Here is a 15,284-nt window from a genome sequence, read left to right as displayed (position 1 = left end):
TTAGTTAAAGTGAGTTAGCATATAACTTAGGGGAAGATAATCAAAAACAACTAAAACGTTTTATTTATTTACAAATATTGAAATATTCAAATCAAAAAACCCTCGAAAAATCGAGGGTTTTAAATACTAAATTTAAAATAGTATTTAAATTTAGAATGCACCTATAAAATGACTTCCTTCTACATTTACCAGTTGAGCTCCTTTAGTCACTTCGCCAGTTGCTGTATCAACGACATAAATATTTCCGTTTTGTCCTACAGGAGCTTGGGTTACATAAATTTCGTCTCCATCTACTGCAAAACCTTGATATTGAAATAATTCAAAATCAACATCATAAGGAATGCCTTCTATTTTAGCTGCAGTTTTAGCATTTAAATCGACTAAAGCAAAAAACGATTGTGGCCTTCCAGAAAGACCTTCCACAGAACCTGCATGACGATATGCTAAAACTGCTTTTCCGTTAGCTGCGGGTCTCCAAGCAAGTATATATGCATCTTCTACGCCTAAAGCATCATCTAAGTTAAAATCATATGAATCATCATATTTATTGTCTGCACCTATTTTTAAAATGTACGAACCTTCTGGATCATTCTGATTGGCTTGGTAAACACTTCCGTTATATTCAAAAGCATTTATACTTCGGTATCCATTCGTGTTACCGTGACCTACAGTAGAAGTAATCACTGTTGGATTTAGTAATGAAGGATAATCCAATACAATGGTTTTAGATCCTAAAATTTCATAGTCGCTGTCACCCTCTGTTGTTGCAGGATCGACTTTACTTAAGCGAGCTCCAATGTATAATTTGTCTCCGGCAGCGTTTAATGTAGGCATATCAATTCGTGATATATAATAACCCTCTGCTTCTTCCTCTTCTGTTAAGCGAACACTATGCTCCTGAAATTCTTTAATCAATGAGTTTTCTAAGTCTAAAGTAACAATACCCATTGTTGCTTCAGTACGTAAATAAATATCGTCTGTAGCATCATCTGGTGTACCATTATCACTCATTTCATTTTCGCTTGAAACAAATACTGCAGCTCCAGTTTTATCACCATCAAATAATTTAATCCATCGCGGAGCAGAACCTACGTAGGGTTCAATACTAACTGCAGAACCGGTTTGCGTGAAATTTTGACCACCTTCTACCGTATATTTAGTATAGTTACCTCCAGTATCACCGGCATAGCTGATATTAAAAATAGTACTCCCATCTTCAGAGGCCTGTAACCTTGCTGTTCGGTTAGAAGGCACTATAAATCCGTTATCAAATGGTTCTATAGATACTGTAGGGTCTTTTGCATCCTCGCTACTTAATGAATATATGAGAGTTCCGCCGTTACCATTTCCTGGTGTATCCTGCATTCTAGCAGCAGCAACAGTAATCCATCTAGACACCTCTGGATTAGGGTCTACCCCGTCTGTATTATCATCTGTACTACACGCAGTTAAAAGTCCCGTTGTTAGGGTTATCAGCGTAAAAGCTTTAAAGTTTAAAAAAATACGTTTCATTGCTTATTGTGTTAAACGATTAAAATTTATTGATTGAATAATTAAGTTTTAGATAGAAAGCGCGTCCCGGTTTTTGAACGGATAGATTATCATAAACCGGCTTGTCAAAAATATTTTTGACATCAAAACTCATCACAAAATTATTTCTGGGAAATGCATAACTCAGTCCTATATCTTGAACTAACTGCTCTGGAACTTTAAAGAAATCATCTCCTACCGTATTAGAGCCTTGTGGAACCAAAAATGAAAACTCATCTGTATAATACAGCGTATAGAAAATATTAAACTGTGATTTTTTCTGGATTAAATCTTTAAATGAATACCTCAAGTTTCCATTCATTGTAAGAAATGGTGTGTTAGGGACATTGACTTCTATCCCCCTGCTTTCAATTTTTAAATCGAATTTCGAAATATTAAAATTGACTCCAAAGTTGTTATCATAGGTATAGTTAAATTGCGCATCAAAGCCTTTTGAAGTACCACTACCTTGATTCACATATAGAATTAGTTCTTCATTTATGTTTAGTGAACTTTCAATAGGTAAGCCAATCCTGTCTTTTATATTTCTGGTAAATAAATTAGCTGATACTGTGAACTGATTTTTATTAAAATTGAATGTTCCTAACCTAAAACCAAGATTGTAATTTTTACTCTGCTCCGGGCTAATACTTGAATTGGCAACAACATTATCTCCATCGTTCCCAAACACTTCAGTTTCATTAGGTAACCGAATCGCTTTTTCTGCCGAACCTAATAAGGTTACATTGGGAACTAAAGCATACGAAAGCGCAAACCCATACCCATTATAGGTCTTATTGCTACTTATAATTTCATCAACAATTTGTTTGTTTCCAGCAACATCTGTTTCAATCGCAGGGTCAACATTTATGGTTTTTTGCTGATAATACTTTCCAAATAAGCTCGCTTGCAATTTGTTATCAAATGCATTAAATTCATAGGTTAATGCAAAGATATTTTTACGCAAATCCCGAGTACCTACAAATGTATTTTCTAAAACCGATCGCAACGCATCACTGTCTTGTCTATCAATACCGCTAAAAACATGATTAGCAAGCACTTTGTGGTTTTTATTAAAAGCATAAGATAGACCGGTACGTATAGATGCTACATTTCTATTTATTTTAGCAAGTGTAGGACCTCCTTCTTGTTGTGATCCCCAGATATATTTATATTCATTTCCTCTAAAATCTATGGCAGGCTCACCATTCCAGCTATATGCCTGTGCAAGGGTATCACTTAATTGACGGTTACGTCTCCCGTAATAACCGTTTACATTAACATCAAGACCTTTAATAAAAAGATCTTCTTTTTGATATATTAAATTAGCTAGTGTTGCATCAGATTCATAAAACCTCCCTTTATAAGGTCTAATGGTCATAAAAGCGCCATGCTGTACTTCTTTATAATCGTCAGAACCGGTGAAGCCCACAAAAAATTGGTCTGCCCATTTTACATCTGTATAACCTACTTGTACCATACCTCCTGTGGACCTATAAGCATCATTAAATCTTCTTGCAGTTATAGGCGTTTGTACTCCCCCTATACCTGTTATTAAAACACTTCTTCCTGAAACTTTATAATCATTATCAGAATAATTATGAAATCCAGAGGCTTTTACAGTAAAGCCAGATCTATCAAAGCGATATAACCCGTTTACACTAGCTTGTAATGTATTAAAAGAGCCATAAGAAACTGAAGCATTAAAATTTGTGTTTGTCGCTTGATTGAGTACTATGTTTATAGCACCTCCTAAAGCATCATCAGATAAATAACCGGGTACGACCCCTTTATACACTTCAATACGTTCTATCATTGAAGGGGGTATGCTGTTCAAATTGTAAGAAGATCCAAAAGTAGAAATAGGAATACCATCTATAAAAATACGTACTGCACTACCAGACAAACCGTTTAAAGAATACTCGACATTAGAGCCTAAGCCTCCATTTTGACGAATTTTCACACCTACACTAGTATTTAATAATTCGTTGGTTTGAATATTGCGCTGTGCAGCTTCATCGGTTTTTATTACATTGAGTGCAAAACCGTGCTTTTCCATTTTAGATTTAGCAGATTCTCCACGTAATGCCACTTCGCCCAACTCATAATCTTTGTCATTTTTGAGTTGAATGTCATGACGTAGATCAGCATTTTGTATCACTACCTGATCAAATTCTATATAATTGCCACTGGTAATTTCAAGATTGAATGTACCTGAAGGTAAATCCTTAAACTCATACTTACCCGACCCATTAACGGTTTTTGTACGGGAGAGACTCCCGCCGCTTAGTTTGATTTGAGTACCTAAAACGACATAGCCATTAGCATCTTTGACTACACCGCTTAAACTGTACTGTGCCACAGCAGCTAGGGGAAGTATTAAAAAAAGAACTAGTAATTTATGCTTCATTTCTAATTTTATTGAAGCAAATTTATATTTATTTAGATTAAGTACAAATAAAAACAAGAGTTTATAGAAAGGTTCGGCAATCCCTATAAATTCTAGTGTTAAAACCTTTTAGGTAGCTTATAATTGGAAAATTATTTTTAATCAAACTAAATAAACACGCTTTAAAACGTCAAATCTGTTGTATAAAAAAGCCTCTTTCTGTAATTTGAAAGAGGCTTTCATTTTGTAAAAAACAAGTGTATTATGGGTGAAGGGCTTTTAAAATTTTATCAAAGATCTCAGTATTCTCATAAGCACCTCTAAAGTTTTGCGCTTGTGGCCCATAAGCAAAAACCGGAACCATAATTCCGGTGTGATTGGTCGTTAAGAATTCGCCGTGCAATTCGCCAGTTTTCAGATCTCCGCTAATAATCCCAAAACCAGAAGTCTCATGATCTGCTGTAATTACAACTAGCGTGTTCTTGGTTTTATCTGCAAACTTCAAGACTTCGGCAATGGTTTGATCAAAATCAAGCATTTCCTGTACAATTCCGCTCGTGTTGTTAGCATGACCGTTGCTGTCTATCTGTGCAGCTTCAACCATCATGAAAAAGGGTTTTTTAGTGTTCTCTAAAATGTCAAGTGACTGTTTTACACTATTGGGCAAAACTGCTCCGCGTCCATCAGCAATTGAAGGTACTTTGCCTTCCCCTATATAAATCGCAGTTCTGCTTTCTAGTTTATTAAAGTCCGCTAACTCTTTTACGGTATACGAATCTGGGACAAGATTTGCTTTAGACTTTCCGCCGGCAATAAAGAAATCAATCTTGCTATCTTTTAAATCGGCCAATATACCTGCTGCATCGTCACGCTCCTTACGGTGCGCAAAAAATGAAGCTGGTGTCGCACCGTCAATCGCATCTGTGGTGATTAAGCCTATTGCGTAGCCATCAGCTCCCAATATTTCTGTGATATTCTTAAGGGGTTTATCGCTTGTATCAACACCTATAGCACGATTATGCGTTTTAAAACCCGTCGACATTGCGGTTGCTCCGGCTGCAGAATCGGTCACTAAATCATCTGAAGATGCTGTTTTAGAAAAACCAATATCCTTTAATTGCAAAACTGTAAGATCACCCCCATTGGCAACTTGTGCCGAAGTAATCTGAGCCAAACCGTTACCGTCACCAATCATCAGGATTACATTTACCGGCTTATCGTTGTATTCAAAATAATATTCAGGTTGATATACTTCAATTTTTTCAGGATTGATATACGTGTTTTGATCTAGGGTTTTAAGATAGTTTACCGCTTCTCCGGGATTATCCGTGTTTATGTAATCTATCCCAAGATTGGCAAAACGCGTCCAAGAAATCTTCGTATCCGGGCTGCCCCAAAATCGAAAAGGTTTATTCACTGCATGTGCTTTTGCAATTGCTTCTTCAACCTTCTCGAGTTCAGGAGCAACCATATTCCCAAAGCCATTCCATACCGAATAGTCTTTATAATTTACACTGATCAACGCAACTTTACTCAGATCAATCTGATTTAAATCATCCAGATTCTGATAGTCAAACTGAATAAAATCAGGATAGTTTTTAAAGTTTGCTACCGCAGGTCTGTTTCCTGAAATCACAAAAGAAATTTGCTTAGAATCCACCAGACTTTGATGCTTTTCAATCGCTTTTACGATAGCAACAAGTGTCGCTTCAGCATCAGATTTAATATCGATAAGCAACTGAATCTTTCTAACTTTACCTTCATCTGACAACTTTGCTAAAGGCTGCAGGTATAGGTTTTCTAAGGTGTTTTCTTGTTTAATTTCAGCTTCGCTATGCGTAACATAGAGTGCTTTGTTCTTTAAAAACACATCAGCTTCTATGCTGTTTGCTCCGTTAATATAGGCATCCCAAAACGGAAATTCCTGTTCGTAATCGTTGTGTGAGTGCACTTTGTAATCAGGAACGTGCTGCGCGAAGACTCCACCTAAAATTCCTAAAAACAATAGGACTATATACTTTTTCATCTCTAAATTATTTAGCGTTAATTGCTTTTAAAATCTTGTGGTAAATCGCACTGTTCTGGTAAATTCCTTTAAAATTCTCAGCCCCTTTACCGGCTGCAAAAACCGGAATCAACTCCCCACTATGCTGGTCTGTAATAAAATAGACCGCCACTTTATCAGGTACTTCTGTTTTTTCTCCGGTCTCTTCATCAACATCATAATATTTGCCTATGCTCGCACCGCCGGTCTCGTGGTCTGCAGTAATAACCAATAAGGTATTGGGATGTGTTTCTACATAATCTAAAACAGCACCTATCGTTTCATCAAAATCTGCCACTTCTTGTATCATCATCTCAGCATCTTTAGCGTGTCCACCCCAATCAATATACGAGCCTTCAACCATTAAAAAGAACGGTTTCTTATTGGCATCAAAATAAGACAAGGCCTTTAAACTAGCCTCTTTTAAAAAGTCTCCGCGTCCTTTTGTTTTAGAAGGAAGCCCTTCTTCTTCAATAATAAAGGCATTGCGCATATTGTGTTGCGCATTGCTTAGTGTTAAAGTATCCAGATTGTAATTTCGGTTTAAAAGCGTTTGAAATAAATCTTTTTTATCTGTACGCTGACTGAAAAATTTACGCCCGCCGCCCGCTAAAAAGTCAACATCTGCAGTGGCTAATTGTGCTGCGATATCTTCGTGCATATCACGATCTTCTACGTGTGCATAAAAAGCTGCCGGAGTTGCATGTGTTATTGAAGTCAACGAAATGAGTCCCGTCTGATAGCCTTCTTCCTTCAACTTTTCTAAAATAGTTTCCTGCGGAATACTATCTGCTGAAACACCAATCGCTCTCTTATATGTTTTTTGACCCGTAGCAAATGCTGTAGCTCCTGCTGCAGAATCGGTAATCAAGTGACTTGTTGAATACGATTTGTGAAAGCCTATTTCTTCAAAACGCTCAAAATTGGGTGTTTCGTCACCAAAATAAAAGGCACTTGAAACCTGTGGAACTCCCATCCCGTCACCTATCATCAGAATCACACTCAAAGGTTCTTCTGTATTGGCTTCGGTAAGGTTTTGTGTTGACGAGCAACTTTGTAGTAATGCCACCCCTAAAATACTCAGCGGTATTCTTAAATAATTTTTCATCTTAATTTTTATAAACAAGTAACGGCAAGAGCGCTCTCTTGCCGTTACTACACTTAACATACTTATACTTAATATCCTTGATTCTGCTCGAGATAACCCGGTGTATTCGTAGCACCGTCTATTGCAGCTTGTGGTATAGGAAACAATCTGTGATTCACATCTGCATCTGTTTTAGAAGTCCATGAATCTTCGTATTTACCAAAACGAATCTGGTCTGTACGACGAGACATTTCCCAATAAAACTCAAATCCGCGTTCGCGAAATAAAGTTTCCAGCGTTATAGAACTCCAGGCTTTTGGCGTTTGATCTGGTCTTGCTGTTCTAGAAGTTCGTACTGTGTTTACATCTGCCAAAGCTCCGGCATTATCACCAGATCTAAGTTTTGCTTCTGCACGCATCAAGTACACATCTGCAAGCCGCAACATGATAAGATCTACACTGCTGTAATTGTTACCATCATCTGAAGTTTTACTGAATTGCCATTTTGCAAAGCGATACCCACCCGCATAACTGTTAGTATTCTGAATACTGATGTCTAAAGTATGATCTACATAATAGGTGATATCCTGCAGATCAGAACCATTTTCTCTAGCTTCAGCAAGTGGATAAATTTTATAACCTGTTGCTCCAGAAGCATCAGTACCGGTCATAAAATTACCCGATCTAAAATTCTCTTTACGCGGCGCCCACATCGTACCGCGGATGATCCCGCGATCTATTTCAAAATCAGACCCTGCGATGAAGTAATGATCTTTATCTGTTTTTAATCCTAAAGTATCTTTAAAATAAGGTGTAAGCCCAGAGATATCTTCAAGTTCTGCAGGAACCTGTGCATTTTTCTGATAAAAACGCGCATCTGCTTCAGCAGGATCTACACTACCATAAGCATCAACCCAATTCTGATAAAAGTCTGGTGTTGCCGCAGGACCATCGGTACCATCCATACTTAGGTACATCTCACCCGGTCTTGGAAAAAGTGACCCGGACATAGACCAGTATGCCCAGCGGTTGTGATCGTTATTCAATACTCCGCGTAAATCTAATGCAAAGATCAACTCTGCATTATCATGATTCTCATCGTTGAATAGGTCAAAATATTCCGGTGAAAGAGCATAGCTTCCGTTATCAATAATCTTATTCGTATAGGTGATTACGTTTGCCATATCTTCATCAGTAAAAGATGGCGTTCCATAAGGGTCTCTATAAACTGCAGCGTTTAAATACAGCTTCGCTAAAAATCCATACACGGCATCCTGAGTCATGCGCCCCGGACCTTTATCTGTATTGATTGTATCTACAACATCTAGAAATTCTGTTTCGATATACGCTAACGCATCTTCTCCACGTAAAATTTCTGATATTCCTGAGGTAGTTTCTTTCTTAAAAGCAAGTCCCCAACTGTCTAAAAACAGCATATTCTCATAAGCACGTAAGGCACGCATTTCGGCTAAAGCCTGTACAGCTTCTGCATCACCTGCTTCAGCTAATGGCGTCAATACATCTATGGCTGCTACTGTTCTAAATAAAGCTGTAGTTAAATAACTCCAGCTTCCGGTAACCAAACTGTTGCTGGAAGAAAACAAATGTCTGTGTGCTGTAGTATACGTATCGTTATCTGCCCATTGGGTACCACCCAAACCGGTACGCGGCGGTAAAATCGCTTCGTCTGAAGCTATTTCCTGTAGTCCGAAATAGCGGGTATGTCTAAAGGTTTGCGGCAAAATACCGTATGCAGCAGAAATGGAACCCGAAACAGGTTCAACAAGACCGTCTGTACCGGTTAAAGATTCATCTAATATTTCTTCTTCTAAATCAGTACAATTCCAGAATAGTAAAGCGCTTAGCCCAACAACCAGAGTTAGAATTCTATGTTTCATTTTAATTATTTTTAAAAATTAGAAGGATACGTTTAAACCAAAAACAACGGTGCGTGCTTTAGGATACGTGAAGTAGTCAATACCGTATGATTTCGAGTCACTTGAACTCCCGGTATTCAATTCCGGATCAAAACCGGTATAATCTGTAATTACAAATAAGTTTTGCCCGGTAACAGATAAGCGCACATTGTCTAGCCATTTATCCATCCCGATTGCTTCAGGATTTAAACTATACGCTAGCGTAGCATTATTAAGACGTAAGAAAGCGCCGCTCTCTAAATAACGTGTAGAAACCGTGTTGGAGTTACTTGGATCTTCATTAGCAAACTCGATAGCTTGATCTGTGGTATTCAACGAATTTGAAATCTGCGTTTTGTTGAATAAATTCATACGTGTGTGGTTGTAGATTTTATTTCCACTTACACCATTAAAATTCAAGCCCAAATCAAAATTCTTATATTTGAACTTTAAGTAAAATGCATACAAAAGATCGGGTACTGCACTTCCTGCCGAAATACGATCGTTATCATCTATCTGGCCATCCCCATTAACATCTGTATACGTACTGAAACCATCTTCATCAATACCCGTAAATTCTCTAAGGAAGAAATTACCAATAGGCTGCTTATTCATATATCCGTTAATCGTAGCTCCGGTCTGACCTGCACCACTTGCAGTACCTGTAGTCACAATCGTAAAAGGTGAATCTGTGATTTCGTTTTTAATGTATGAAATATTCCCTCCTATATTGAATGAGAAGTCTCGCATACGATCACTTTGATAATCTAAAGCCAACTCGACCCCACTGTTTTTAATTTTCATATCCGGGATGTTTTGCCATTTAAAACCTACTTCATCAATAGGATCCTGAGTAGAGAAATACAATAGTACATCATTCGTTTCCTTTAAGAAGTAATCAACAGAACCGCTTAATTTATAGTCTAAAAAACCAAAGTCTAAACCGATATTGGTTTGTATAGTTTCTTCCCATTGTAGATCAGGATTTGCAGTACGCGCAAAAACCAATCCGTAGTTATAGTCGTCTCTGTTTACAACATCTTCGTTTAATGGATAGATATCATCATCTGCAAAGCTCTCGCCATAACTCAGACGCGTTTGTTTAGACGGGATTTCCTGATTACCAGATTTACCCCAACTTGCTCTCAATTTCAAATTATTGAAACCGGAATCTGCCATAAAATCTTCTTTAAAAATATTCCATCCCAAAGCTAAAGAAGGGAACGTTGCATAGCGGTTGTTTGCTCCAAATTTGGTTGAACCGTCAGAACGCAGTGTTGCCGTTACCAGATATTTATTAGCATAATCATAATTTACTCTTCCGAAGAAAGACTGTAACTCATTGCTCGTTGCATTTGAATACTGTGTATTGTCTTCTCCTCGTGCTTGACCCAACTGATATCTGGGTTCAATCCCGTTATCTGGAAAATCTGAAAAATAATAGCCTTTCTCGTGAATGAAAAATTTCTGATATGAATGCCCTGCTAAAATGGTTAGACCATGATCGCCAAAATCTTTTTGATAAGTCAAGGTGTTTTCTACAAGTGTATTCTTATTCGTTGTGAACACAGAGTTTATAGAACCTAAAAGAAGATCGGGATCTTCAGAATATGGGATATACTGCACATCTCTATCGGTTTTTGAATAATCTACACCCAGATTCAGTTTATAGGTAAGACCTTCAATAAACTCTAACGAAGGTGAGATATTGGCAATCATTCTATTGTTATTCGTATAATCACCATAAATATCCTGAATAATTAATGGGTTGACTCCGCTACCAAAAACAGTAGGTTCTCCGTTAGTATACGCTGGTGTTGTAGGATTTAAGCTTAACATATTGCTCACCATCGTATTGGTATTGGGTCTGGTATTTTCAGTACGGGTTGCAGTCAGGTTAAAATCTATCTTCAACCGGTCATCCAGTCCTTTTTGAGTGACATTGGCGCGAGCCGAATAACGCTTCAGTTCACTGTTATTTAAAATACCTTCTTGATCATCAACCCCAAGAGATGCAAAATAAGATGTTGTTGCAGTACCACCACTCATCGAAAAATTAATGTTATTAGTAATCGCAGTACGCGTCAATTCATCCTGCCAGTCTGTATTGGCACCATTATCACTTAAGCTTCCGCCTATTTGCTGCACAACGCTTCTAAATTCATCTGCCGAAAAAACATCCATTTTATTAGCAAGGCTTGAGATCGCGGTAGAAGCATTAAAGTTCATTTGTGTTCTTCCTTCTTTACCTCTTTTGGTTGTGATTACGACTACCCCATTTGCTGCACGTGAACCATAAATGGCTGCCGCTGAAGCATCTTTCAATACGTTGATAGATTGGATATCCTGAGTGTTTATAAAGTTTAACGGATTTGTAGGTACTCCGTTAGAAGAATTGTCTAAAACAAAACCATCTACTACATACAATGGCGATGTCCCAGAGCGTAAGGTTCCTACTCCGCGGATGATAATATCTTGACCGGCTCCCGGCTCCCCACTGGTGTTGGTCACATTCAAACCAGAAACTTTACCTTGCAGTAAGTTACCCGGGTTGTTAACCACACCCTTATTAAATTCCTCTGCAACTACCGAACTCACAGCCCCGGTAAGGTCAGATTTTTTCTGGGTTCCATAACCTACAACCAAAACCTCATCCAACTCAGAGGTGTTTGCCTCTAGTTGTATGGTATATTGAGATTGTGCCTCAATAGTAAGACGGGTACTTTTAAACCCTACGTATGAAATTTCCAATACATCACCGGTATCGGCTTCTATACTAAAATTACCGTCAAAATCTGTGGTAACGCCTTTTGAAGTGCCTGCTACCTGAACGGAAGCTCCGGGTAATAAGACACCTTCGTTATCGGTAACCGTTCCGGTAATCGTACGCTGAATTGCTGATGTTGAATCTTCTAAAGAGAACGATGTGTTAAATGCTTTAAAGTACCGCTCTGATTTCGCCTGTAAGTGTGTTGTTAAAAATACAATTGAAGCGAATACAATTATATTTTTATACTTAATAGTATTATTTTTAAAATTCATGTTTAAGTAATTGATTGGACAATGCTTAATAATTGAGTGCGCAGTTGTTGGTAGCAACTGCGTTTTTTATAGGGATTATTACATATAAATAGGGGTTTATAGATGTTCTTTCAAAGCGCTAAATAACCGAATTTAGAAGTAAAAGGTTTTACGCGAATATTATGACTGCGTTAACAGTTTTAACTTGAAAAGACCACAAGATATTCTAAGGGTATTAAGCTGCGTTTTTGAAGAAATCTTAACCTTATAACTGAAAAACTAATAAACTTTAAGAAACGAACCGTATTCATAAGGAATAATTGAGTGAACGAGTATCAAACGGACCTTTAAAGAAGTTCAATTAGAATTGACTATTTAACATCAAATGGTTTAGAATTAATATAGAGTTTACATTGCTACTTCTCTTTTGTAAGTGAGCTACTTTAGCTTTCAGGTATGTTGCTTCACCCAAAAAAACCTAACATAAATCTCATACAATCAACAAATTGTCGTTTCAATTAATATCTTTAATGTAAATTATTTTCTATGAAGCTCTATCGATGTATCTGTTTGATAAAATGTGTTATGCTCTTTTTTACCATAACATCATGTAATACTGAAACTAGCCAAACTACCTATACCACATCACCGGCTAATCAAGCAAATCATGTCAATATAGACACGCATTTAAAAATCAGTTTTGATTCAAAGCCCGTGATAGGAAATACAGGTTTGATTAAAGTTTACGAGCAAGGCACCGATTCTTTAGTTGATGTTCTAGATTTGAGTATTCCTTCGGGTCCCACAGAAGCTCGTAAAAATCCAGACGCTACCTATACTCAAGAACCGTATACGTATAAATCTTCAACGGCAACCAATGCCAATACCAAACCCGGAACTCCTTCCGGCACTGCAGATCCCACTTCTGATGCGTATCAACTTACTATTATAGGTGGTTTTACAGATGCCTTTCATTTTTATCCTATAATTGTTCACGATACCACAGCTATTATAACCTTGCATCATAATCTTCTGGAATATGGCAAAACCTATTATGTACAAATAGACAGTACTGTTTTAAGAGACGTTTCTTTCAAAGGCATCTACGATAAAAATCAATGGACTTTCAGGACTAAAAAGGAAAAGCCAGATTTATCAAAACAACAGCTTGTGATTGATCAGAATGGCACCGGTGATTTCAATACCCTTCAGGGTGCTTTAGATTATATTCCAGAGTTTTCTAAAGACACTACAACAATCACTATTCATAAAGGAGTTTATGAAGACCTTATATATTTCAGAAATAAATCAAATATTAAAATTGAAGGTACAGGGCAAGAAGAAACCGTCTTGCAATATGCCAATAACGAAGTCTTCAATCCGCATCCCTGGAATGTAAAAACCAATGAGTGGCCGGGTACCTTTCCTTCGAGAAGAGCAGCGTTTATGTTAGATAATTGCAGGAATATTCAACTCACAAATCTCAGCATCAAAACATTGCTTAAAGGTCAGGCGGAAGGTTTACTGATAAATGGCAAAAAAATTCTGGTTAAAGACGTTACCATTGTGGGTGATGGAGATGCCTTGCAAACTAATGGTACCGCTTATTTTGAACATGTAACTATAAACGGTGGTGGCGATATGATTCTGGGAAGAGGCGCTGCATTCTTTAAAGATTGCGATTTTACTTCTCCCGGTCCTTTTATGTGGGTTAGAAACACTAAAAATAATCACGGAAATATCTTTGTGAATTGCAGTTTTACAGGTATCCGGGAAGGTGGCAGCGAACTTGCCCGTGCTCCCGGGAACAAGGGAAACAGCTACCCGTATGCTGAAGCGGTTCTCATCAATTGTAAATTGAAAAACATTGTACCAAAAGGATGGGGACCTGTAGGTATAGAGACTGAAAGTCTTCACTACTGGGAGTATAACAGCACCCATATTGATACGGGAGATGCGGTTGATGTTTCAGACAGAGCTGCTTATTCAAAACAGTTGAATCCTCAAAAAGATCAAAAACGTATCAAAGACTATTCTGATCCTCAATTCATTCTACAAGACTGGTCTCCTGAGGCTTTTTAAAATAGAGCTGATTACTACACAAAAGAGATTTACACATCTCTTCGATCGATTTATAAATGTTTTATTTACATTTATAATATCACAACCGCAATAGGCTGTGTTTATATTGTTTAAAAACCATCAAGCCTTATGATTTCAACTTTTAAAACTACCCTTATCCTTTTAATAAGTAGCACAACTCTTTTTACGAGTTGCAATAGCACCAAAAAGAAAGAATCATCAGCTGATCAAACTGATGCGATGAGCGCCTATCTGATGACGTATTTTAAAGATGATGATCACAGCTTGCATATGGCGTTGAGTACAGATGGGTACACCTTTACAGATGTCAATGGTGGTAAACCGGTAGTTGCCGGTGATACGATTGCCAGTCAGAAAGGAATACGTGATCCACATATTACGCGCGGTCCAGACGGTGCCTTTTATGTTGCCATGACCGATTTACACATTTTTGCGAAACAAGAGGGCTATCGTGAAACGACCTGGGAACGCCCTCAAGAAGAATATGACTGGGGAAACAACCGCGGTTTCGTATTGATGAAATCTTACGATTTAATCAACTGGACACACAGCAACTTTTTACTGAATGAACACTTTCCGGAACTCGAAAATATAGGTTGTGCCTGGGCTCCCCAAACCATCTATGATGCCGAAGCAGACAAAATGATGATCTACTTTACCATGCGTCTGGGTCATGGCTTGACCAAAATGTATTATGCCTACACCGATGATGATTTTACTAAAATCACCACAAAACCAGAATTGATTTTTGAATACCCAGACCCTAAAATTCAAGTTCTGGATGCAGATATTACTCCGATGAAAGATGGCCGATATGCGATGACATATGTGGCTCAAGAATCTCCTATTGGAGTCAAAATGGCTATTTCTGATAAAATTAATACGGGTTATGAATATGATGAAGAATGGATAGACATGGAACCCGGTTCGTGTGAAGCGCCTAATGTTTGGAAACGCATTGGAGAAGACAAATGGGTCTTGATGTATGACATCTACAGCATAAACCCGCACAACTTTGGTTTTATAGAAACCACCGACTTTAAAACTTTTAAAGACTTGGGGCACTTTAATGAAGGTAAAATGAAAACTACCAACTTCACTTCTCCAAAACACGGAGCTGTTATTCAGCTCCGTAAAGCCGAAGCTCAAAAGCTAGCTGATCACTACGGAGCGAAGCTTCAATTTTTAAAATGA

At 37.7% G+C, this 15,284-nt stretch carries 8 protein-coding genes; 2 read left to right on the top strand and 6 right to left on the bottom strand.

The window, feature by feature from the left end:
• Nucleotides 1-150 precede the first annotated feature (150 nt).
• The 6 genes from BUB91_RS06550 to BUB91_RS06525 form a co-directional block, all read right to left on the bottom strand.
• Nucleotides 151-1,512 (bottom strand): hypothetical protein, encoded by a 1,362-nt coding sequence (locus BUB91_RS06550; protein WP_073098434.1) that lies wholly within the window; start codon nt 1,510-1,512, stop codon nt 151-153.
• 19 nt (nt 1,513-1,531) lie between these two features.
• Complete coding sequence (locus tag BUB91_RS06545) at nt 1,532-3,940, bottom strand: TonB-dependent receptor (protein WP_073098594.1); 2,409 nt, start codon at nt 3,938-3,940, stop codon at nt 1,532-1,534.
• A 241-nt stretch (nt 3,941-4,181) separates the two neighbouring features.
• Entirely contained in the window at nt 4,182-5,945 is a 1,764-nt protein-coding gene (locus BUB91_RS06540) for an alkaline phosphatase (RefSeq protein ID WP_083557863.1), read from the bottom strand.
• Nucleotides 5,946-5,952: 7 nt separating this feature from the next.
• Nucleotides 5,953-7,071 carry an alkaline phosphatase gene (locus BUB91_RS06535; RefSeq protein ID WP_073098433.1) on the bottom strand — a complete coding sequence of 373 codons (1,119 nt, stop codon included), beginning with the start codon at nt 7,069-7,071 and terminating at the stop codon, nt 5,953-5,955.
• 68 nt (nt 7,072-7,139) lie between these two features.
• The gene (locus BUB91_RS06530; RefSeq protein WP_073098432.1) at nt 7,140-8,948 is read right to left on the bottom strand and encodes a RagB/SusD family nutrient uptake outer membrane protein; all 1,809 of its coding nucleotides are present in this window, start codon (nt 8,946-8,948) and stop codon (nt 7,140-7,142) included.
• A gap of 18 nt (nt 8,949-8,966) precedes the next feature.
• A complete protein-coding gene (locus BUB91_RS06525) occupies nt 8,967-12,008 on the bottom strand; it encodes a SusC/RagA family TonB-linked outer membrane protein (protein WP_073098431.1) in 3,042 nt (1,013 codons plus the stop codon).
• Nucleotides 12,009-12,572: 564 nt separating this feature from the next.
• Between BUB91_RS06525 and BUB91_RS06520 the strand changes: the two genes are divergently transcribed.
• Together BUB91_RS06520 and BUB91_RS06515 are read left to right on the top strand one after the other, a co-directional pair.
• Nucleotides 12,573-14,069 carry a pectinesterase family protein gene (locus BUB91_RS06520; RefSeq protein WP_073098430.1) on the top strand — a complete coding sequence of 499 codons (1,497 nt, stop codon included), beginning with the start codon at nt 12,573-12,575 and terminating at the stop codon, nt 14,067-14,069.
• A 129-nt stretch (nt 14,070-14,198) separates the two neighbouring features.
• Nucleotides 14,199-15,284 (top strand): glycoside hydrolase family 43 protein, encoded by a 1,086-nt coding sequence (locus BUB91_RS06515; RefSeq protein ID WP_073098429.1) that lies wholly within the window; start codon nt 14,199-14,201, stop codon nt 15,282-15,284.

The sequence above is a fragment of the Leeuwenhoekiella marinoflava DSM 3653 genome (assembly GCF_900129005.1).
Taxonomy (GTDB): domain Bacteria; phylum Bacteroidota; class Bacteroidia; order Flavobacteriales; family Flavobacteriaceae; genus Leeuwenhoekiella; species Leeuwenhoekiella marinoflava.
Note: the sequence above shows the minus strand (reverse complement) of the source record. Positions and strands in the feature narration are given on the sequence as shown.

Excerpts from the sequence above, each read along its gene's own strand:
- BUB91_RS06550 (WP_073098434.1), bottom strand. The coding sequence starts at position 1,512 with ATGAAACGTATTTTTTTAAACTTTAAAGCTTTTACGCTGATAACCCTA.
- BUB91_RS06535 (WP_073098433.1), bottom strand. The coding sequence starts at position 7,071 with ATGAAAAATTATTTAAGAATACCGCTGAGTATTTTAGGGGTGGCATTA.
- BUB91_RS06530 (WP_073098432.1), bottom strand. The coding sequence starts at position 8,948 with ATGAAACATAGAATTCTAACTCTGGTTGTTGGGCTAAGCGCTTTACTA.
- BUB91_RS06525 (WP_073098431.1), bottom strand. The coding sequence starts at position 12,008 with ATGAATTTTAAAAATAATACTATTAAGTATAAAAATATAATTGTATTC.
- BUB91_RS06515 (WP_073098429.1), top strand. The coding sequence starts at position 14,199 with ATGATTTCAACTTTTAAAACTACCCTTATCCTTTTAATAAGTAGCACA.
- BUB91_RS06520 (WP_073098430.1), top strand. The coding sequence starts at position 12,573 with ATGCTCTTTTTTACCATAACATCATGTAATACTGAAACTAGCCAAACT.
- BUB91_RS06545 (WP_073098594.1), bottom strand. The coding sequence starts at position 3,940 with ATGAAGCATAAATTACTAGTTCTTTTTTTAATACTTCCCCTAGCTGCT.
- BUB91_RS06540 (WP_083557863.1), bottom strand. The coding sequence starts at position 5,945 with ATGAAAAAGTATATAGTCCTATTGTTTTTAGGAATTTTAGGTGGAGTC.